Below are 18457 nucleotides of genomic sequence, written 5' to 3' on the forward strand. Positions count from 1 at the left end.
AGTACCGTCCACGACATGCACGTCGGCCTCCGGATCGTCCTCGACGCGCCGGTCGACGCCGTGCGCGACGCCCTGCTGTCCCCGGCCGTCATGGTCGCCGTCACCAAGCCGTTCCTGGTCTACCGGTCCCGCGACCCCGACGGCTTCCCCGCGCGGTGGGTCCCGGGCGAGCCGCACCCCATCACGGCGAGCGCCCTCGGCGTGGTGCCCAGCGGTGACACGCACGTGGACATCGACCTCTACGAGGTGCAGGGCGTGCCGGTGCAGCGCGACAACGGCGGCGGGGTCTCCGGACTCTTCGGTCGCATGGACATGCAGCACCGGATGGCCGTTCGACCGACCGCCGACGGACGCACCCTGTTCGTCGACCGTCTGAGCTACCGGATGCGTCCCGCCGCGCTCGGCGTGGCGCTGTGGCCCGGGATGTGGGTCATCTGGCAGTGGCGGGCGTTCCGGATGCGTGCGCTCGCGCCGCACTGGCGCCGTCACCGTCACGCCGCCGCCTGAGGCGCAGCACCGCCGCCGGTCATCGCGACCCGCCGGTCGTCCCGACCCGCCGATCCTCGCGACCCGCCGATCCTCGCGACCCGCGGATCGTCCGCGACCCGCCGGTCGGTCACGCCGCGGTCGCCCGTCCGGCGTAGCCTCGTCGTGTGAGCCAGACGGAGCAACCGGTGTCCGAGGACCGCGTGCACAGCACGCTCGCCACCGTGGACTGGCGGCGGATGACGTTCGACCTCTACCGCCGTGTCCGCGCGACGGCCGACCCGGAGACCGCCCACGCGATGTGGCGCGAGACCCGGGACGCGATGTTCGGTGAGCACCCGGCGAGCCCGCTGCTCGACGAGGACGCCCGCGACTTCGAGGCGCTGCCGGTGCCGGACTACGACCCCGCCTGGCGGTTCCGGGCGCGCGTGGAGCCCGCCGAGGCCCTCGCGATGGACGTCGAGACCGGCACGGACGGCACGGTGCACTTCGACCGGCTCGGCATCGTGACGGTGCCCGGGGTCGGCACCCTCGACGTGTGGTCGCACGGCGGCTACGCGGGCGGGGTCTTCGTCCCGGTGAAGGACGCCAGCGCCGGCAAGGCCCGCGGGACGTACGGCGGCGGGCGGTACCTCCTCGACACGATCAAGGGCGCGGACCTCGGTGGTGACGGCGCCGAGCTCGTCCTCGACTTCAACTTCGCGTACAACCCGTCGTGCGCGTACGACCCGGCGTGGGCGTGCCCGCTCGCGCCCCCGGGCAACACCGTCGCCGTCCCGATCCCGGTCGGCGAGCAGTACGACTTCTAGCTTCCCGCGCAGCACGACACCCAGGGTGGAACGCATGTCATCGACGAGTCTCGTGGCGCTCGACGCCGGAGGGCAGATCCCGCCCTACGAACAGGTGCGGTCGCAGATCGCCGCCCAGATCACGGCGGGGTACCTCGTCGACGGGGAGCGGCTGCCGAGCGTCCGCGGTCTCGCCGACGAACTCGGGCTGGCCGCCGGGACGGTGGCGAAGGCCTACCAGCTGCTCGAGGAGTCGGGCCTGGTGCACACCGCCCGCGGCGCCGGCACGCGGGTGATCCGCCCCGCCGAGGTGCCGGAACCGGTGTCCGAGGCGGCTCGCGCCCTCGCGGCGGCTGCGCGTGCATCGGGACTCTCCGCCGACCAGGCCGCCGCCGCGCTCCGGGACGCCTGGCCCGCCTGACGCGCGGCGCTGCTCAGCAGTGCCGGAAGACGTGGTCCTCGTGGGAGGGGGTCACGAGGTCCCGGTCGCGCAGGATCGTCATCGCCGGACGGTCGTCCTCCGCGCACACCGCGGACCACGGCCCCGTGGTCTCGTCCGAGTACTCGATGTCGATGACGCGCTGCCCGTACGCCGTCCTGTACGCCGCGCACTCCTGGTACTGCACGCACTCCTCGGCGACGACGAAGTCGAACCCCGTGGCCTTCCGGCCGGAGGCCCCGAGCTGCGGCGTGTTCTTCTGCCCCACCGCGAGACCGTGCTCGTGCCCGACCCGGACCAGGTCCGCGGCGAGCGCAAGGTTGCCGGCGCGGGTCAGCGCACCGTGCGACCGGGTCCACGAGTCGAGGTTGTCGAACTCGACGGCGTCGAACCCCCGGTCGGCGCACCGCGCGATCGACGTCGTGAGGACGTCGACGATGGTCGCCCGACCCGCCGCGGTCCTGGTGTCGAGCAGCATCTCGTCCGGCCACCCCGGGTCGGACACGGGGTCGCCGTCCGCGTCGCGCAGGATCGCCGCCGGGTGGTCGTCGAGCCAGGAGTCCGCGTCCTCGGGCTGCGTCTGGAAGCCGTTGACGTAGCAGATGCCGTACTTCCCCGGGGCGGGACGGTCGGTGCTGTCCCGCTCGACGATCGTGACGCCCGCCGGCGGGGTGTAGCCACCGCCGAGCTGGTAGTCCGGGATGCCGGACGTCGGCAGGTCCGTCCAACCGCGGCCCGACGACGACGGGCCCGATGCCGGACTCGCCGCGGCGCACCCGCTGAGCCCGATCACCGCCACGACGACGGTCGCGGTGATCAGCAGCAGGGTCCGGTCTCGCACCCCGGAATCCTCGCACGCTATGATGGAGGTACTCGAGGCGCCGATCGCCTCGTGCGTCGTACGGACGCCCCGAACTCCCGGTCCACGGACCGATGATCGAGCACCTCCCGAAGGTGCCAGGCTTCTCTGCTGCGGCGACTGCGCCAGCCACATCCGTTGGCGCGCATCCCGCCCGCGCGCTGCCTCGCGAGAAAGTGCGCCCACAGCCGGAACCCTCCGGCTCGAAAGGTCACCATGACCACCGAAGACATCCGTTTCTCCGACCTCGGCGTCCCCACGCCGATGGTCGACGTCCTCGTCGCCCAGGGCAAGGAGAACGCCTTCCCCATCCAGGCCGACACACTCCCCGACTCGCTCAAGGGCAAGGACGTGCTGGGTCGCGGCCGCACCGGCTCCGGCAAGACGATCGCCTTCGCGATCCCGCTCGCCGCACGTCTGGCCGCCAACCCCCGTCAGCGCCGCGCCGGCCGGCCCCGCGCCCTGGTGCTCGCCCCGACCCGTGAGCTCGCGACCCAGATCGACGCGACGCTCGCCCCCCTCGCGAAGGCGATGGGCCTGACCACGACGACGATCTTCGGCGGTGTCTCGCAGGGCCGTCAGGTGGACGCACTCCGCGGTGGCGTCGACGTGGTCGTCGCCTGCCCGGGCCGCCTCGCCGACCTCATGCAGCAGGGCCACGTGCGGCTCGACGCGATCGAGGTCACCGTCCTCGACGAGGCCGACCACATGGCGGACATGGGCTTCCTGCCCGGTGTCACGAAGATCATGCAGGCGACGCCGGAGCAGGGGCAGCGCATGCTGTTCTCCGCCACGCTCGACAACGGCGTGGACAAGCTCGTCAAGAAGTTCCTGCACAACCCGGTGATGCACTCCGTCGACGACGAGCACAGCCCCGTCGAGGCCATGACGCACCACCTGTTCGAGGTCGCCGACGCCGACGCGAAGAAGGACCTCGTCCGCACGCTCGCGAGCGGCACCGGTCGTCGCATCCTGTTCATGCGCACGAAGCACCACGCCAAGCGGCTCGCGAAGCAGCTCACCAGCCAGGGCATCCCCGCGGTGGACCTGCAGGGCAACCTGTCGCAGGGCGCCCGTGAGCGCAACCTCGCGAAGTTCTCGTCCGGCGAGGCCCTCGTGCTCGTCGCCACCGACGTCGCCGCCCGCGGCGTGCACGTCGACCACGTCGAGCTCGTCGTGCACGTCGACCCGCCCACCGAGCACAAGGCGTACCTGCACCGCTCGGGCCGCACCGCACGTGCCGGTTCGTCCGGCGACGTCGTCACGGTGACGATGCCCGCCGAGCGTCGGGACGTCGCGCAGATGATGCGTGCCGCCGCGATCAAGGTCAGCCCGCAGCAGGTCACCGCGTCCTCCCCCGCCGTCACCGACCTGGTCGGCGAGTTCGCCCCGGTCCGCCACGTGGCCCCGGAGCAGCCGGCACAGCAGCAGCGCCAGCCGAAGCAGCGGACGGCCGAGTCCGACAGCGCCGGCGGTCGTCGTCGTGGTCGCGGCGGTCGATCGGGAGGCGCGGCGCAGCCTGCGCAGGCCGCGTCCGGCAACGGGTCCGGTGGCAGCCGTCAGGGCCGTACTCCGGCACGCGCCTCGCGTCCCGACGCTGCCGGGCGCGACGCCCGCAGCGGGGCGCAGGGCGCCGGTGCGACCGGTGGTCGCCGCAGCGGCGGCAGCCGCCGCGCCTCGAGCGACACGGTCCGCGGCGGTTCCGCTCCGGTCTGGTCCTCCGAGGGCGGCTACGCCGCCGGTCGTGGTGCCGGTTCCGAGTCGGGCGGTGCCCGTCGCGGTGGGTCGCGTCGTGCCTCGCGTCCCGCCGGGTCCGCCCGCTGACCGTCCTCTGAACCTCAACGTCGCCTGCAAAGGCGCCGGCCCCCACGCGTAGGTTCTGGGTCACCGGAGGCCACGCGAGCGGCTGACGGGGAATCGTCCGTCGTTGAGAGGAGTGCCCATGGCAGGGATCGAAGACGTGAAGAACGCCGCTGCGAAGGCAGCAGGCAAGGCCAAGGAAGCTGCCGGCAACGTGACCGACAACGACCGTCTGCAGGCGGAGGGCAAGACCGACCAGGTCAAGGCCGACACCAAGCAGGCCGGTACGGATGCGAAGGACGCCGTCCACGGCGTCGCCGACAGCCTCTCGAACGACGACAAGAAGTAAGCCGGTCCAGCACCGCGCTGCGAAGGCCCCGGATCCGATCGGATCCGGGGCCTTCGTCGTCCCGTCGGGCGGAGCGGGTCACATGAGGGCGCCGACCGACGCGAGGCCGGCGCGCAGGAGTGCTCCGCGGCCACCCTCCATCTCGTCGGCCACGGCGTCGGAGGCGGCCTCGGCCGGACTCATCCACGTCAGCTCGAGGGCGTCCTGCCGGGGCTCGCACGTGCCGGTCACGGGGACGACGTAGGCGAGGGAGATCGCGTGCTGCCGCTCGTCCGTGTACACGGATGCGCCCGGCAGCGGGAAGTACTCCGCGACCGTGAACGGCGTCGGGCTCGAGGGGAGCTGCGGGAAGGCCATCGGGCCGAGGTCCTTCTCGAGGTGCCGGAACAGCGCCGTGCGGATCGACTCCCCGAACATCACGCGTCCGGAGACGAGGGTGCGGGCGATCGAACCGCTCGGCGAGACGCGCAGGAGCACGCCCACCTCGGTGACGACGCCGAGGCCGTCGGTCCGGACGGGGACCGCTTCGACGTAGCAGATGGGCAGTCGACGACGGACGTTCGCGAGTTCCTCGTCGGACAGCCAGCCGGAATCGGGGTCGGGGGTGCGCAGCGAGGCCATGCACCGTGTCTACCAGGGACTCCGGCGAGTTCGGCGCGCGGCACGGGCAGCGGGGGCGGATAGCCTTGCCCGGGTGATCGACGCGACGCTCGTGCAGTGGACCCGACCGACCCCGGAGCGGACGGGCACGCCCCTGCTCGTGACGATGCACGGGGTCGGATCGAACGAGCACGACCTGCTCGGACTCGCCCCCGCGCTGCCGTCGGCATGGACGATCGCGTCCCTCCGGGCACCGTTGCCGTGGGGGCAGGGCCACAGCTGGTACCCGCTCGGCACGCCGGGGTCCCCCGCGCCCGGGCCGGTCGACGAGGCCGTGGCCGACGTGCTCACGTGGATCGACTCCGTCGCCGAGGACCACCCGCGGATCGGGTTGCTCGGCTTCTCGCAGGGCGGCTCGATGGCCCTCCAGCTGCTCCGGGCACGACCGCGGGCGTTCGCGTTCGCGGTGTCGCTGTCCGGCTTCGTCGTGCCGGGCGACACGGACGGACGGGACGACGCCGTGGCCGCCGCGCACCCGCGGGTGTTCCTCGGGCACGGCGACCTCGACCCCGTGATCCCCGCCGAGGCGACCGCCCGGACGCAGGCCTGGGCGGCAGCACACACCGACGTGACCGACCGCACCTACGCGGGACTGCGCCACGCGGTGTCCGCCGCGGAGCTGGCGGACGTGGCCGCGTTCATCGAGGCGTCGTGACCCCGTCACGCACGGACGGACGGGAGGCGCGGTGCCGGCTGGCACCGCGCCTCCCGTCCGTCACGGGCCACGTCGGGACGTGAGCCGTCAGTCGGCGAGGATCTGCAGGAGGTCCTTGCGGAGCTGGTCGACCTTGGCCGTGGCCGCCTTCGCCTGCTCCTCCGTCGCGCTGGTGCGGTACATGTGCAGGACGCCCATGGTCTTCCGCAGCGCCTCGAAGAACTCGCGCTGCGAGTCCGGGAGGCCCGGTGCGTCGAAGGCCGCGGCGATCTCGTCCGCCTTCGCCTCGGCCTCGGCCCGGCCGGCGTCGGTGAGTTCGAAGAGCGTCTTGCGGCCGTCGCCCGTGGAGACGACGAGGTCCTCGTCCACGAGCTGCTGGAACGTCGGGTAGACCGAGCCGGGGCTCGGCTTCCAGGCGCCGCCGGTGCGCTCGGCGATGGTCTTGATCACGGCGTAGCCGTTCTGCGGGCCCTCGGCCAGGAGACCGAGGATCGCGAGGCGGACGTCGCCACGGCGGCGGCGCTCACGGCCGAAGCCGGGACCGCCGAATCCGGGGCCCCCGGATCCCGGGCCACCGAAGCCCGGGCCGAAACCGCGGCCGAAGCCGCCGCGTCCGCCGTGGTCGTGGTCGCCGCGGTCGCGGCCGGGGAAGCCGGCCCCGTGGTGCGCTCGCGCGCCGCCGAAGCGGGGACCACGCGGGCCGTCGCCGCGGATCCCGCGGCGCTCGTGTGCGGTGTTGTCGTCATACATGGGGCGCATGATGACTCCTTTCCTTGGTGCTGGTCTGCTCGCGACCGGTCTGACCGATCCGGTTTTCGTCGTATCGCGATGGGTCAACGATAGATCGGTACGAATCGCTCTGTCAACCCCGTTCGGCGCTCGGCCGGTTGTCGGCGGTGCCGGGCAGGATGGGACGGACCATGACGGACGTGTTCGATCGCTTCTCCCCCGCGACCGCGGAGTGGTTCCGCGGCGCCTTCGACGCACCGACGGCGGCGCAGGCCGGGGCGTGGGACGCGGTCTCCACCGGCCAGCACGCGCTCGTCATCGCGCCGACGGGCTCCGGCAAGACGCTCGCATCGTTCCTGTGGTCGATCGACCGCCTGATCAGTGCGACCGACCGCCCGCCCGCGAAGCAACGGACGCGCGTGCTCTACGTCTCCCCGCTGAAGGCGCTCGGCGTCGACGTGGAACGGAACCTCCGCAGCCCGCTCGTCGGCATCACGCAGACCGCCCGACGCCTCGGTCTCGAACCGCCGGACGTCACGGTGGGGGTCCGGAGCGGCGACACCCCCTCGTCGGACCGGCAACGACTGCTCCGGCAGCCACCGGACATCCTCATCACCACGCCCGAGTCGCTCTACCTGATGCTGACGTCGCAGGCGCGCGAGACGCTGGTGAACGTCGACACCGTCATCGTGGACGAGGTGCACGCCGTCGCGTCGACGAAGCGCGGAGCGCACCTCGCCGTGTCGCTCGAACGGCTCGACGACCTGCTCGACAAGCCCGTGCAGCGCATCGGCCTGTCCGCGACCGTGCGCCCCGCGGAAGAAGTGGCGCGCTTCCTCGGCGGTCGGGCGCCCGTGACCATCATCGCTCCGCCGGCGCAGAAGACCTTCGACCTCAAGGTCGTCGTCCCCGTGGACGACATGGCCGAGCTCGGGGCGCCTCCGGTCGGCGCCGACGCGTCCGACGCGCCGACGAACGGGTCGATCTGGCCCCACGTCGAGGAACGCGTCGTCGACCTCATCGAGGAGCACCGGTCGACGATCGTCTTCGCGAACTCCCGACGGCTGGCCGAGCGCCTGACCGCCCGGCTCAACGAGATCCACGAGGAACGCGTCACGGCCGCCGCCGGCTCCGTCGGCGACGGCGTCCTGGTGCCGGCAGGGGCGTCCCCCGCGGACGACGGCCTGCCGGTCGCCCGGGGACAGTCACCGGGTCGCGCGTCGGCCCACGCTCCGGTCCCGCAGCCGAAGCGGCCGCCGGCGCAGGTCATCGGCCAGTCGGGGCAGACCGGGGGCGGCGGTTCCGACCCGTCCGTGCCGGTGCTCGCCCGCGCCCACCACGGGTCGGTGTCGAAGGACCAGCGCGCCATCATCGAGGACGACCTGAAGTCGGGCCGCCTCCGCTGCGTCGTCGCCACGAGCTCACTCGAACTCGGCATCGACATGGGCGAGGTCGACCTCGTCGTGCAGGTCGAGGCACCCCCGTCGGTCGCCAGCGGACTGCAGCGCGTCGGCCGTGCCGGGCACCAGGTGGGTGAGATCTCCCGCGGCGTCCTCTTCCCGAAGCACCGGGCCGACCTGGTCAACAGCGCCGTGACCGTCGAACGGATGGTCTCCGGGCAGATCGAGTCCATCTCGGTACCCGCGAACCCGCTCGACGTCCTCGCACAGCACACCGTCGCCGCGGGAGCGATCGACACCGTCGACGTCGAGCACTGGTTCGAGCTCGTCCGCCGGAGCGCACCGTTCAGCGGGCTGCCCCGCTCCGCGTTCGAGGCCACGCTCGACCTCGTCACCGGGCGCTACCCGAGCGACGAGTTCGCCGAGCTCCGGCCCCGCCTGGTGTGGGACCGCGTGCACGGCACCCTGACCGGACGTCCCGGTGCCCAACGCCTCGCCGTCACGAGCGGCGGCACGATCCCGGACCGCGGCATGTTCGGCGTCTTCATGGTCGGCGAGAAGGCCTCGCGCGTCGGCGAGCTCGACGAGGAGATGGTGTACGAGTCGCGTGTCGGCGACGTCTTCGCACTCGGTGCGACGAGCTGGCGGATCGAGGAGATCACGCACGACCGGGTCATCGTCAGCCCGGCGTTCGGCCAGCCCGGCCGGGTGCCGTTCTGGAAGGGCGACGGCATCGGGCGTCCGGCCGAGCTCGGCCGCGCGACCGGCGCGTTCGTGCGCGAGGTCGAGGGCGCCTCCGACGAGGACGCCCGCGCCCGCGTCTCAGCCGGCGGGCTCGACGAACGCGCCGTGACGAACCTCCTCACGTTCCTCCGCGAGCAGCGCGCGGCCACCGGTCACGTGCCGAACGACACCACGCTCGTCATCGAGCGCTTCCGCGACGAACTCGGCGACTGGCGGCTCATCCTGCACTCCCCCTACGGCATGCAGGTGCACGCTCCGTGGGCCCTCGCCGTGGCCGCCCGACTGCACGAGCGGCACGGGATCGACGGTGACGCGATGGCCGCCGACGACGGCATCGTCGTGCGCATCCCCGAGACCGACGCCGAACCGCCCGGCGCCGACCTCTTCGTCTTCGAGCGGGACGACCTCGAGGCGCTCGTCACCGACGAGGTCGGGTCGTCCGCCCTGTTCGCCGCGCGCTTCCGCGAGTGCGCGGCACGAGCGCTCCTGCTCCCGCGGCGGAACCCGGGGCAGCGTTCACCGCTGTGGCAGCAACGGCAGCGCGCCTCCCAGCTGCTCGAGGTCGCGCAGAAGTACCCGTCGTTCCCGATCGTGCTCGAGACGGTGCGCGAGGTCCTGCAGGACGTGTACGACGTCCCGTCCCTCCTCGGCATCGCGGACGACATCGCCGGCCGCCGCATCCGGCTCGTCGAGACCGAGACCGAGACCCCGTCGCCGTTCGCCCGCTCGCTCCTCTTCGGGTACGTCGCGGCGTTCATGTACGAGGGCGACACCCCGCTCGCCGAACGACGTGCAGCGGCGCTCTCGCTCGACTCGACCCTGCTCGGCGAGTTGCTCGGCCGGGCGGAGCTCCGCGAGCTGCTCGACCCCGCGGTCATCGCCGGTGTCGAGCGCGACCTGCAACGGCTCTCACCCGACCGCCGCGCCCGCGACGCCGAGGGGATCGTCGACGTGCTGCGGCTCGTCGGCGCGCTCGACCTCGACGAGGTCGTCGACCGCAGCTGGCTCGCCGAGGCGACCGATCGCACCGAGGCGAGCGCGACGGTGCAGGGGCTCCTGACCGCACTCGAGCGGGACCGCCGGGTGCTGTCGTTCTCGCACGCGGGTGCCACCCGCTGGGCCGTGATCGAGGACGCCTCGCGCCTCCGCGACGCCCTCGGTGTCCCCCTGCCGATCGGCGTGCCGACGGCCTTCGTCGAACCCGTCGCCGATCCGCTCGGCGACCTGGTCGGCCGGTACGCGCGGTCGCACGGACCGTTCTCCGCGCAGGACGCCGCCGGCCGCCTCGGCCTCGGCGTCGCGGTCGTCCAGGACACCCTGCGTCGTCTCGTCGCCGACCGACGGGTGGTCGAGGGCGAGTTCCGTCCCGATCGCCAGGGCGCGGAGTGGTGCGACTCCGAGGTGCTCCGCCGCATCCGCACGAAGTCGCTCGCGGCGCTCCGGCACGAGGTCGAACCCGTCTCGCCGGACACGCTCGCGCGCTTCCTGCCCGCCTGGCAGCACGTGCAGGCACCCGGCACCCGCGGCGGGCTCCGCGGCGTCGACGGCGTCCTCCAGGTGATCGACCAGCTCGCGGGCGTCGCCCTGCCCGCCAGCGCCTGGGAGACCCTCGTGCTGCCGGCCCGCGTGAGCGACTACGCGCCCAGCATGCTCGACGAGCTCACGGCGACGGGCGAGGTCCTGTGGTCCGGAGGCGGAACGCTCCCCGGCAACGACGGGTGGGTCCGTCTGCACCTCGCCGAGACCGCCGCGACGACCCTGGCCGAACCGGCCGGCGACGACACGACGGAGCTGCAGCGGGACGTGCTCACGGCCCTGGCCGGTGGCGGCGCGTACTTCTTCCGCCAGCTCGGCCAAGCCGTCGGGAGCACCGACGACCAGGCCCTGACGACGGCCCTCTGGGACCTCGTCTGGGACGGCCAGATCACGAACGACACCTTCGCGCCGCTGCGCGCGATGCTCGGCGGCAAGGCGAAGAGCACCAGCGCGCCGCGGGCGCGCGCCTACCGCGGACGCCGACGGCCCACCATGCCGACGCAGTCCGGCCCGCCATCCGTCGGCGGCCGCTGGTCACTGCTGCCCCTGGCCGAGTCCGACTCGACGGTGCGGGCCGCCGCGACCGCGGAACAGCTGCTCGAGCGGTACGGCGTCGTGACCCGCGGAGCCGTCCAGATCGAGGGGGTCCGCGGCGGTTTCGCCGGTGTCTACCGGGTCCTGTCGCGGTTCGAGGAGTCCGGCCGTGCACGCCGCGGGTACTTCATCGAGGGACTCGGGGCGGCGCAGTTCGCGACCGGGCCGACGATCGACCGGCTCCGGACCTACGCCCGCGACCTCGACGACGACGAACGCGTCGATTCGGACCGGAAGCGCGAGGCACTGACCCTCGCCGCGACCGACCCCGCGAACCCCTACGGCGCGTCGCTGCCGTGGCCGTCGGGCGACGCCGGGGACGACGACGACGAGGCGACGGAAGCCGGTGGCAAGACGACCGGCCGTGGGCACCGCCCGGGTCGGAAGGCGGGGGCCCTCGTGACCACGGTCGACGGCCGGCTCGCCGTGTACGTCGAGCGGGGCGGCAAGTCCGTGCTCACCTTCACCGACGACCCCGCCGACCTGTCTGCCGCGGCGGCGTCGATCGCCGGCATCGTGCGCAGCGGGCTCCGGAAGCTGTCCGTCGAACGCGTGGACGGGGAGTTCGTGCTCGAGTCGCCCCTGGGCACGGCGTTGCGCGCAGCCGGGTTCACCGCGACACCGCAGGGGCTGCGTCTCCGTGTGTGATGCGAGCGGCGGGCGGGACGCCGCCCGCGGGCGCGGCGAGGACCGGGCTCCCCTGCGCGACGCGAGCCGCGCCTCCCGGCCTGACCGCGAGCCCGCACCGGAGGTGACCCGTGCCTGAGGGCGACACCGTCTTCCGGGCCGCCCGGAGGCTGCACACCGCCCTCGCGGGCAAGGTGCTCACCCGCAGCGACTTCCGCGTGCCGGCGTTCGCGACCCTCGACCTGGTCGGACGGACCGTCGACGAGGTCGTGCCACGGGGGAAGCACCTCCTGCACCGGATCGGCGACCTCACCGTGCACTCGCACCTCAAGATGGAGGGGCGGTGGGACGTCTACGCCCCGGGCGACCGGTGGCGCCGCCCGGCTCACCAGGCACGGGCGATCCTCGACGCCGAGGGGGTGTCGACGGTCGGGTTCGCGCTCGGTGTCCTCGAGGTCGTCCCCCGCGCGGACGAGGACGACGTCGTCGGGTACCTCGGCCCGGACCTGCTCGGGCCCGACTGGGACGCCGACCTCGCGCTCGCCAACCTCACACGCGACCCGGACCGGCCGATCGGCCTGGCCCTGCTCGACCAGCGGGTGCTCGCCGGCCTCGGCAACGTCTACCGGAACGAGCTCTGCTTCCTGCGCGGCGTCCTGCCGACCCGACCGGTCCACGAGGTCCGCGACCCGACGCGGACGATCGCGCTCGCGAGCACGCTGATCCTGGCGAACCGTGACCGCAGCGCGCGGGTGACGACCGGGGTCGACCGCCCCGGCCGCCGCTTCTGGGTGTACGGCCGCGCCGGCAAGCCGTGCCTCCGGTGCGGCACGCCGATCCGCTACGGAGAGCTCGGCGAGTCCGAACTCACCCTGCGGGACACCTACTGGTGTCCGCGCTGCCAGACCTGATCCGCCGGGGGACGATCAGCGGTCGGACGCCTCGACGACGCAGCTCTCGACCTGCTTCGCCTGCTTCGAGTCCGCGCTGAACGAGCTCGGGGCGGTCGACGCCGAGGTCTTCTCGTCGGCGGTGGCGTCCTTCGCGGCCTGGTTCACGGCGTAGAGGGGTCCGTCGAAGCCGTCGTCGGTCGGATCGTCGGTGGTCGCCCAGACGGTGACCTCGTCGTCGTTCGCGTCGTTGCTGTCGGCGGGGACGATCGTGGCACCGAGGTACCAGCCGCCGTCACCCTTCGTGATGTCCGCGAACTCGGTGGTGTCGTGGCTGCCGACCGCCTTGTCGATCATGTCGACGGCGGCGCTCGACGCGACGTCGCACTGCGACGACTGCGACTTCTCCTCGGAGCCGGGCACCTTGCCGACCGGGTTCGGGTTCTGCGCCCCACCGGGGTCGCAAGCGGTCAGCAGGAGGGCGATGGTGGCGGCGCCGAGCAGCGCCGTGGCGGTCTTCGCTCGCGTGGACATGGCCAGGACGGTAGGCGGGCGTGGGTGGACGCGGCCTCAGGTCGTCCGCGGTGCGCCGGCGAGGCCGATGCCGACCGGGCACCGCGGACGCCGTCACCGACCGGTCAGGCGGCGGGACGGCCCGCGAGCGGGCGGCGGCGCAGCGTGGCGTCGTGGACGGCCGGCGGCTCGTACTGCTGGTCGAGCCGGCCGACGTCGGTGCCGGGCGGCACGATCGCGTCGATGCGGTCGAGGACCTCGTCGGACAGGACGACGTCCGCTCCTTCGAGCAGGTCGTCGAGCTGCTCCATCGAGCGCGGCCCGATCAGGGCGCTCGTGACGCCCGGGTGTGCGATCGCGAACGCCATCGCGAGGTGGGTCATCCGGATGCCGGTCTCCTCGGACAGCGCGACGACCTGCTCGACGGCGTCGATGCGACGTTCGTCCTGGTTGTGCCGGAACATGCCGACGCGGGCGAGGTCGCTCTCCTGTCCCTTGCGGAACCGACCGGTCAGCATGCCGCCGGCGAGCGGACTCCAGACGAGGGAGCCCATGCCGTAGCGCTGGACGACCGGCAGGACCTCGCGCTCGATGCCGCGGTTGAGGATCGAGTAGGTCGGCTGCTCACTGCGGAAGCGTTCGAGCCCCCGGCGTTCCGACGTCCACTGCGCCTCGACCTGCATCGACGCCGGGAAGTCCGAGCTGCCGATCGCCCGCACCTTGCCGCTCCGGACGAGGTCGGTGAGGGCCGAGAGGGTCTCCTCGAGGTCGACCGTGTCGTCGGGGCGGTGCGCCTGGTACAGGTCGATGTGGTCGGTCTGCAGCCGCCGGAGGGAGTCCTCGACGGCCGTGGTGATCCAGCGGCGGGAGTTGCCACGGCGGTTCGGGTCGTCGCCCATCGGGCCGTTGAACTTCGTGGCGACGACGACGTCGTCACGGCGGCCCTTCAGCGCCTTCCCGACGAGGGTCTCGGAGCCGCCCTGCGAGTAGCGGTCGGCGGTGTCGATGATGTTGATGCCGGCGTCGAGCGCCCGGTGGACGATGCGGATCGAGTCCTGCTCGTCGCCGTTGCCGATGCGGCCGTCGGTGCCGAGCATCATGGCGCCGAGGGCGAAGGGGCTGACCTGGATGCCGGTGCGGCCGAGGGTGCGGTACTGCATGGGAATGCCTCCTGTCGATGGCGCCCTGCTCCCCGGTGCCGTATCGTGGTCCGAAGTGGAACGCTCTTCCGGAACTATACGGAACGGCTTTCCGTTTCCGCAAGCCCGGATCGGCGCACCGCGCTGTCCCGAACCAGGAGGCCCCGTGCGCGCCGACGCCCGACGCAACCTCGACGCCCTCACCGACGCCGCGAAGGCGGTCTTCGCCAGTGACGGGGTCGACGCGCCCGCGAAGGTCATCGCCGACCGGGCCGGTGTCGGGGTCGGCACCCTGTACCGGCACTTCCCGCAACGGTCCGACCTGGTCGTCGCGGTGTTCCGGAACGCGGTCGAGGCCTGCGCCGACGCGGCCGACGAGCTCGCCGCCGCCCACGCCCCGGACGAGGCGCTCGCCCGGTGGCTGCAGCGGTTCACCGAGTTCGTCGCGACGAAGCGCGGACTCGCCGCCGCGCTGCAGTCGGGCGACCCGGCGTTCGAAGCACTGCCGAGCTACTTCATCGGACGGCTCGGCGACGCGCTCGGCGGGCTGCTCGCCACGGCCGCCTCAGCGGGGACGATCCGACCCGACGTCGACGCGCCCCAGCTCCTCCGCGCGGTCGCCGACCTCTGCCACGGGGCTCCGACGGCCGAGCAGAGCCAACTCCTCGTCGGGCTGCTCGTCGACGGGCTGCGGTACCGCGCGACCGTCTGACCGCCGGCGCCGCCGGCGGTCGCCTCACCGCGCCGGGTGCAGCCGTTCCGCGGCGACGGCACGCACCGCGTCCGTGACGCGCTCGAGCAGCGGCGACGCCAGGTTCCACCGCTGCCACCAGAGCGCGACGTCCGCCCGCCGTCCGGGCGTGAGCTCCACGAGTTCGCCCCGGTCGAGCGCGTCGAGGCACTGCGCCTCCGGCAGCATCCCCCAGCCGAAGCCGAGCGTGACAGCCCGGGCGAAGTCGGCCGACGTCGGGACGAAGTGCCGCGGGCCGGACGGCGCGTGCCCGAGCACCCGGCGGAGGTACCCCTGCTGCAGGTCGTCCGCGCGGTCGTAGTCCACGAGCGGGACGCGGTCGAGCCGGTCGGTCACCCGCCGCTCCGAAGCCGTCGCGGGATCGGTGTCGGCCAGGTACCGGTCGACGAACCCCGGCGACGCCACCGCCCGGTACCGGTCGATGCCGAGCGGGACCGACGAGCACCCCTGCACGGGGTCGGCCTCGGCCGTCACCGCTCCCATCACGGTGCCGGCTCGCAGGAGTTCGGCGGTGCGGTCCTGGTCCTCACGGTGCAGGTCGAACACCACCTCGGTGTCGGCCCGGACCCTGGCGAGCGCGTCGAGGAACCACGTGCCGAGGGAGTCCGCGTTCACCGCCAGTGGCATCGACGGCACGACGGAGTCACCGCCGCCCAGCGCCCGGGAGGTCTCCTCGTCGAGCAGTTGCGCCTGCCGCGCGTGCCGGAGCACCACCTCGCCGTCGGCGGTCGCGCGGACCGGCGTCGTCCGTTGCAGCAGGACCCGACCGAGCTGCTGTTCCATCGACTTGATCCGCTGGGACACCGCCGAAGGAGTGATCGCCAGCGCCCGTGCCGCCGCATCCAGCGTGCCGTGCTCGACGGCGGCCAGCAGGGTCTCGAGGTGTTCACGCTGCAGTCGCACCATGCAGCGCAGCTTACGCAGCATCAGGAACGTGAGCTGTACTGCACCTGCCTCGGCGTCCTACCGTCGGACCGTGACCGCGCTCCTCCCCCTGTTCTCCGGCCTCGGCACCGGGCTCGCCCTCATCGTCGCCATCGGCGTGCAGAACACCTACCTGCTCCGGCTCGCGGTGAGCGCTCGCGTCCGGGTCGTCGCCGCCGCGGTCGTGGTGTGCGCCGCGTCCGACGCCGTCCTCATCGTCGCCGGCGTGCTCGGGGTCGGCGCGGTGGTCGAGCGGTTCCCGGTGGCGCTCGTCGCCGTCCGGTTCGTGGGGGCGGCGTTCCTCGTGACCTACGGGGTGCTCGCTGCGCGGCGTGCGATCCGACCGCCCGGCGACGTGATGCGGGTCGAGCAGGAGTCCCACGACGACGGCGTCCCCACCGCCGCGGAGGCGACCGCCGTCCGACCGGCCGCAGCGGCGGGGCGGACGCGCACCGCGGAGACGGCAGCCGTCCGACTGGCCGGGGCAGCGGGGCGGACCCGCACCGCGGAGACGGCAGCCGTCCGACCGGCCGCAGCGGCGGGGCGGACGCGCACCGCGCCTCCCGGCCGACGCTCCGACGTGACCATGCGCGCAGCGGTCGCCACGATGCTGGTCTTCACGTGGGCGAACCCGCACGTCTACCTGGACACCCTCGTGTTCCTCGGCTCGGTGGCGAACCAGCAGGGCGTCGACGACCGGTGGCTCTGGACGGTCGGCGCCGTGGCGGCGAGCTGCGTCTGGTTCGGGGCGCTCGGGTTCGGCGGGAGGCTGCTCCGGCCGGCGTTCGCGAAGGCGGTCACCTGGCGGGTGTTCGACGGCCTGGTCGCGGTCGTCATGCTCGGCTTCGGCGTGGCGCTCGCGGTCGGCGCGTAGGGCGGCCGGCCGCCGGCGCCCCCCTCCCCCGTTGCGTCACGACCCGCGGGCTCGACGGTCGACCAGCACGAAAGCGACACCACGGAACGGACACAGCACCGCGCGATCGCACGGTGCTGTGTCCGGAACCAGGTTCTGCGCGTCGCAGACCCGCTACTGCAGGCCCTTGCCGACCCGGCTGTTCCGACGGCTGTACCCGAAGTAGATCGCGAAGCCGACGACCAGCCAGACGACGAACCGGAGCCAGGTCTCGACCTCGAGGTTCAGCATCAGCCAGAAGCACAGCACGGCCGACACGATCGGCAGCACCGGCGACCACGGCACCCGGAAGGCGCGCGGGGCATCCGGCCGCGACCGGCGCAGCACCACGATGCCGATCGACACGAGGACGAACGCCGACAGCGTGCCGATGTTGATCATGCCCTCGAGCTTGTCGACCGCGGTGAACCCGGCGAGCAGCGCCACGACGACACCGGCGACGACCTGCACGCGCACGGGGGTCTGCGTCTTCGCGTTCGTCTTCGAGAACCAGCGGGGCAGCAGGCCGTCGCGGCTCATCGAGAAGACGATGCGGGACAGGCCGAGCAGCAGCACCATGACGACCGTGGTCAGGCCGATCAGCGAGCCGATGGCGATGATCCCGGCTGCCCACGGCAGGCCGACGATGTCGAACGCCGAGGCCAGGGACGGAGCCTTCTCCTCCGCCAGACGCTGGTACGAGACCATGCCGGTGATGACGATGCTGACGCCGACGTAGAGCAGGGTCACGATGCCGAGGCCGATGAAGATGCCGCGGGGCAGCGTCTTCTGCGGGTTCTCGGTCTCCTCGGCGCTGGTCGCGACGACGTCGAAGCCGATGAAGGCGAAGAACACGAGCGACGCCGCGGCGAGCAGGCCGAAGACGCCGTACTGCGCCGGCTCCGAGCCGGTGAACCAGGACACGAGCGACTGCGTCCAGACGCTGCCCTCGGCGCCCTTCGAGGGCTCGGCCGGCGGGATGAACGGGGTGAAGTTTGCGGCCTTGACGAAGAACGCACCCGCGACGATGACGAAGACGACGATCGCGACCTTGATGACCGTGATGACCGCCGAGACACGGCTCGACAGGCGGGTGCCGAAGGCGAGCAGGACCGTGAAGATGCCGACGATCAGGACGGGGCCCCAGGTGAAGCCGATCGGGCCGAACTGGATCGTGCTCGGCAGGGTGATCCCGAACACGTCGAACGCGGTGCTGAGGTAGATCCCCCAGTACTTCGCGATCACGGCACTGGCCGTGAGGGTCTCGAGGATGAGGTCCCAGCCCACGATCCACGCGAGCAGCTCGCCCATCGTGGCGTAGGTGAACGTGTACGCGGACCCGGCGACGGGGATCGTCGAGGCGAACTCGGCGTAGCACATGATCGCCAGCCCGCAGGTGACGGCCGCGAGCAGGAACGACACGATGACACCGGGGCCGGCGAAGTTCGCGGCGGCGTTCGCACCGACCGAGAAGATGCCGGCACCGACCGCGACCGCGATGCCCATCGCGGCGATGTCGAAGGTCTTCAGCGACCGCTTGAGCGAGCGCCCCTTCTCCTCGGAGTCGGCCAGTGAGGCCTCGATGGACTTGATGCGGAGCTTCGGTGCCATGGGGTGGTTCCCGTCATCGGCTGGCGGCGGACCACGCGAGGTTACTGGTGTACCAGCCCGGCACGCAAACA

At 72.8% G+C, this 18457-nt stretch carries 17 protein-coding genes; 10 read left to right on the forward strand and 7 right to left on the reverse strand.

The annotated features are described in order from the left end of the window. The first annotated feature begins 15 nt into the window (after positions 1-15). The 3 genes from AAEP86_RS02900 (at position 16) to AAEP86_RS02910 (ending at position 1695) form a co-directional block, all read left to right on the forward strand. Positions 16-507: a hypothetical protein gene (locus tag AAEP86_RS02900; protein WP_420369047.1), complete on the forward strand. Its 492-nt coding sequence runs from the start codon at positions 16-18 to the stop codon at positions 505-507. A 218-nt stretch (positions 508-725) separates the two neighbouring features. Beyond that, positions 726-1295: a DUF1684 domain-containing protein gene (locus tag AAEP86_RS02905; protein WP_420370434.1), complete on the forward strand. Its 570-nt coding sequence runs from the start codon at positions 726-728 to the stop codon at positions 1293-1295. A gap of 34 nt (positions 1296-1329) precedes the next feature. Then, positions 1330-1695: a GntR family transcriptional regulator gene (locus tag AAEP86_RS02910; protein ID WP_420369048.1), complete on the forward strand. Its 366-nt coding sequence runs from the start codon at positions 1330-1332 to the stop codon at positions 1693-1695. A gap of 13 nt (positions 1696-1708) precedes the next feature. Here the strand turns inward: AAEP86_RS02910 and AAEP86_RS02915 are convergent, their stop codons facing one another. After that, entirely contained in the window at positions 1709-2554 is an 846-nt protein-coding gene (locus AAEP86_RS02915) for an endo alpha-1,4 polygalactosaminidase (protein ID WP_420369049.1), read from the reverse strand. A 234-nt stretch (positions 2555-2788) separates the two neighbouring features. Between AAEP86_RS02915 and AAEP86_RS02920 the strand changes: the two genes are divergently transcribed. Together AAEP86_RS02920 and AAEP86_RS02925 are read left to right on the forward strand one after the other, a co-directional pair. Beyond that, on the forward strand, positions 2789-4396 hold the full coding sequence (locus AAEP86_RS02920; protein ID WP_420369050.1) for a DEAD/DEAH box helicase: 1608 nt from the start codon (positions 2789-2791) through the stop codon (positions 4394-4396). A 118-nt stretch (positions 4397-4514) separates the two neighbouring features. After that, complete coding sequence (locus tag AAEP86_RS02925) at positions 4515-4721, forward strand: CsbD family protein (RefSeq protein WP_420369051.1); 207 nt, start codon at positions 4515-4517, stop codon at positions 4719-4721. 78 nt (positions 4722-4799) lie between these two features. On the opposite strand, the gene AAEP86_RS02930 is transcribed toward AAEP86_RS02925, so the two are convergent. Continuing rightward, positions 4800-5342, reverse strand: a complete 543-nt coding sequence (locus AAEP86_RS02930) for an NUDIX hydrolase family protein (RefSeq protein ID WP_420369052.1) — start codon at positions 5340-5342, stop codon at positions 4800-4802. 73 nt (positions 5343-5415) lie between these two features. Here AAEP86_RS02930 and AAEP86_RS02935 point away from each other — a divergent pair, with 73 nt between their 5' ends. Beyond that, a complete protein-coding gene (locus AAEP86_RS02935; protein WP_420369053.1) occupies positions 5416-6036 on the forward strand; it encodes an alpha/beta hydrolase in 621 nt (206 codons plus the stop codon). Positions 6037-6123: 87 nt separating this feature from the next. Here AAEP86_RS02935 and AAEP86_RS02940 read toward each other — a convergent pair whose 3' ends face one another. Then, positions 6124-6786 carry a PadR family transcriptional regulator gene (locus AAEP86_RS02940; protein ID WP_420369054.1) on the reverse strand — a complete coding sequence of 221 codons (663 nt, stop codon included), beginning with the start codon at positions 6784-6786 and terminating at the stop codon, positions 6124-6126. Positions 6787-6956: 170 nt separating this feature from the next. Here AAEP86_RS02940 and AAEP86_RS02945 point away from each other — a divergent pair, with 170 nt between their 5' ends. Both AAEP86_RS02945 and AAEP86_RS02950 read left to right on the forward strand, forming a co-directional pair. After that, positions 6957-11687, forward strand: a complete 4731-nt coding sequence (locus AAEP86_RS02945; RefSeq protein ID WP_420369055.1) for a DNA glycosylase AlkZ-like family protein — start codon at positions 6957-6959, stop codon at positions 11685-11687. A 110-nt stretch (positions 11688-11797) separates the two neighbouring features. Continuing rightward, entirely contained in the window at positions 11798-12577 is a 780-nt protein-coding gene (locus tag AAEP86_RS02950) for an Fpg/Nei family DNA glycosylase (protein WP_420369056.1), read from the forward strand. Between the two features lie 15 nt (positions 12578-12592). On the opposite strand, the gene AAEP86_RS02955 is transcribed toward AAEP86_RS02950, so the two are convergent. Further along, on the reverse strand, positions 12593-13090 hold the full coding sequence (locus AAEP86_RS02955; protein ID WP_420369057.1) for a hypothetical protein: 498 nt from the start codon (positions 13088-13090) through the stop codon (positions 12593-12595). Positions 13091-13194: 104 nt separating this feature from the next. Beyond that, a complete protein-coding gene (locus AAEP86_RS02960; RefSeq protein WP_420369058.1) occupies positions 13195-14229 on the reverse strand; it encodes an aldo/keto reductase in 1035 nt (344 codons plus the stop codon). A gap of 145 nt (positions 14230-14374) precedes the next feature. On the opposite strand from AAEP86_RS02960, the gene AAEP86_RS02965 reads away from it, so the two are divergent. Next, entirely contained in the window at positions 14375-14920 is a 546-nt protein-coding gene (locus tag AAEP86_RS02965) for a TetR/AcrR family transcriptional regulator (protein ID WP_420369059.1), read from the forward strand. A gap of 24 nt (positions 14921-14944) precedes the next feature. Here the strand turns inward: AAEP86_RS02965 and AAEP86_RS02970 are convergent, their stop codons facing one another. Continuing rightward, on the reverse strand, positions 14945-15865 hold the full coding sequence (locus tag AAEP86_RS02970; RefSeq protein WP_420369060.1) for a LysR family transcriptional regulator ArgP: 921 nt from the start codon (positions 15863-15865) through the stop codon (positions 14945-14947). Between the two features lie 70 nt (positions 15866-15935). Here AAEP86_RS02970 and AAEP86_RS02975 point away from each other — a divergent pair, with 70 nt between their 5' ends. Beyond that, on the forward strand, positions 15936-16757 hold the full coding sequence (locus tag AAEP86_RS02975; protein ID WP_420369061.1) for a LysE/ArgO family amino acid transporter: 822 nt from the start codon (positions 15936-15938) through the stop codon (positions 16755-16757). Positions 16758-16910: 153 nt separating this feature from the next. Here AAEP86_RS02975 and AAEP86_RS02980 read toward each other — a convergent pair whose 3' ends face one another. Beyond that, entirely contained in the window at positions 16911-18386 is a 1476-nt protein-coding gene (locus AAEP86_RS02980) for an APC family permease (protein WP_420369062.1), read from the reverse strand. Positions 18387-18457 lie beyond the last annotated feature (71 nt).

It is taken from the genome of Curtobacterium sp. L1-20 (assembly GCF_048755855.1).
Taxonomy (GTDB): domain Bacteria; phylum Actinomycetota; class Actinomycetes; order Actinomycetales; family Microbacteriaceae; genus Curtobacterium.

What these genes read in the sequence shown, in the direction of transcription:
- AAEP86_RS02900 (WP_420369047.1), top strand. Translation starts at nt 16, where the DNA reads ATGCACGTCGGCCTCCGGATCGTCCTCGACGCGCCGGTCGACGCCGTG.
- AAEP86_RS02905 (WP_420370434.1), top strand. Translation starts at nt 726, where the DNA reads ATGACGTTCGACCTCTACCGCCGTGTCCGCGCGACGGCCGACCCGGAG.
- AAEP86_RS02910 (WP_420369048.1), top strand. Translation starts at nt 1,330, where the DNA reads ATGTCATCGACGAGTCTCGTGGCGCTCGACGCCGGAGGGCAGATCCCG.
- AAEP86_RS02920 (WP_420369050.1), top strand. Translation starts at nt 2,789, where the DNA reads ATGACCACCGAAGACATCCGTTTCTCCGACCTCGGCGTCCCCACGCCG.
- AAEP86_RS02925 (WP_420369051.1), top strand. Translation starts at nt 4,515, where the DNA reads ATGGCAGGGATCGAAGACGTGAAGAACGCCGCTGCGAAGGCAGCAGGC.
- AAEP86_RS02930 (WP_420369052.1), bottom strand. Translation starts at nt 5,342, where the DNA reads ATGGCCTCGCTGCGCACCCCCGACCCCGATTCCGGCTGGCTGTCCGAC.
- AAEP86_RS02940 (WP_420369054.1), bottom strand. Translation starts at nt 6,786, where the DNA reads ATGTATGACGACAACACCGCACACGAGCGCCGCGGGATCCGCGGCGAC.
- AAEP86_RS02945 (WP_420369055.1), top strand. Translation starts at nt 6,957, where the DNA reads ATGACGGACGTGTTCGATCGCTTCTCCCCCGCGACCGCGGAGTGGTTC.
- AAEP86_RS02955 (WP_420369057.1), bottom strand. Translation starts at nt 13,090, where the DNA reads ATGTCCACGCGAGCGAAGACCGCCACGGCGCTGCTCGGCGCCGCCACC.
- AAEP86_RS02960 (WP_420369058.1), bottom strand. Translation starts at nt 14,229, where the DNA reads ATGCAGTACCGCACCCTCGGCCGCACCGGCATCCAGGTCAGCCCCTTC.
- AAEP86_RS02970 (WP_420369060.1), bottom strand. Translation starts at nt 15,865, where the DNA reads ATGGTGCGACTGCAGCGTGAACACCTCGAGACCCTGCTGGCCGCCGTC.
- AAEP86_RS02980 (WP_420369062.1), bottom strand. Translation starts at nt 18,386, where the DNA reads ATGGCACCGAAGCTCCGCATCAAGTCCATCGAGGCCTCACTGGCCGAC.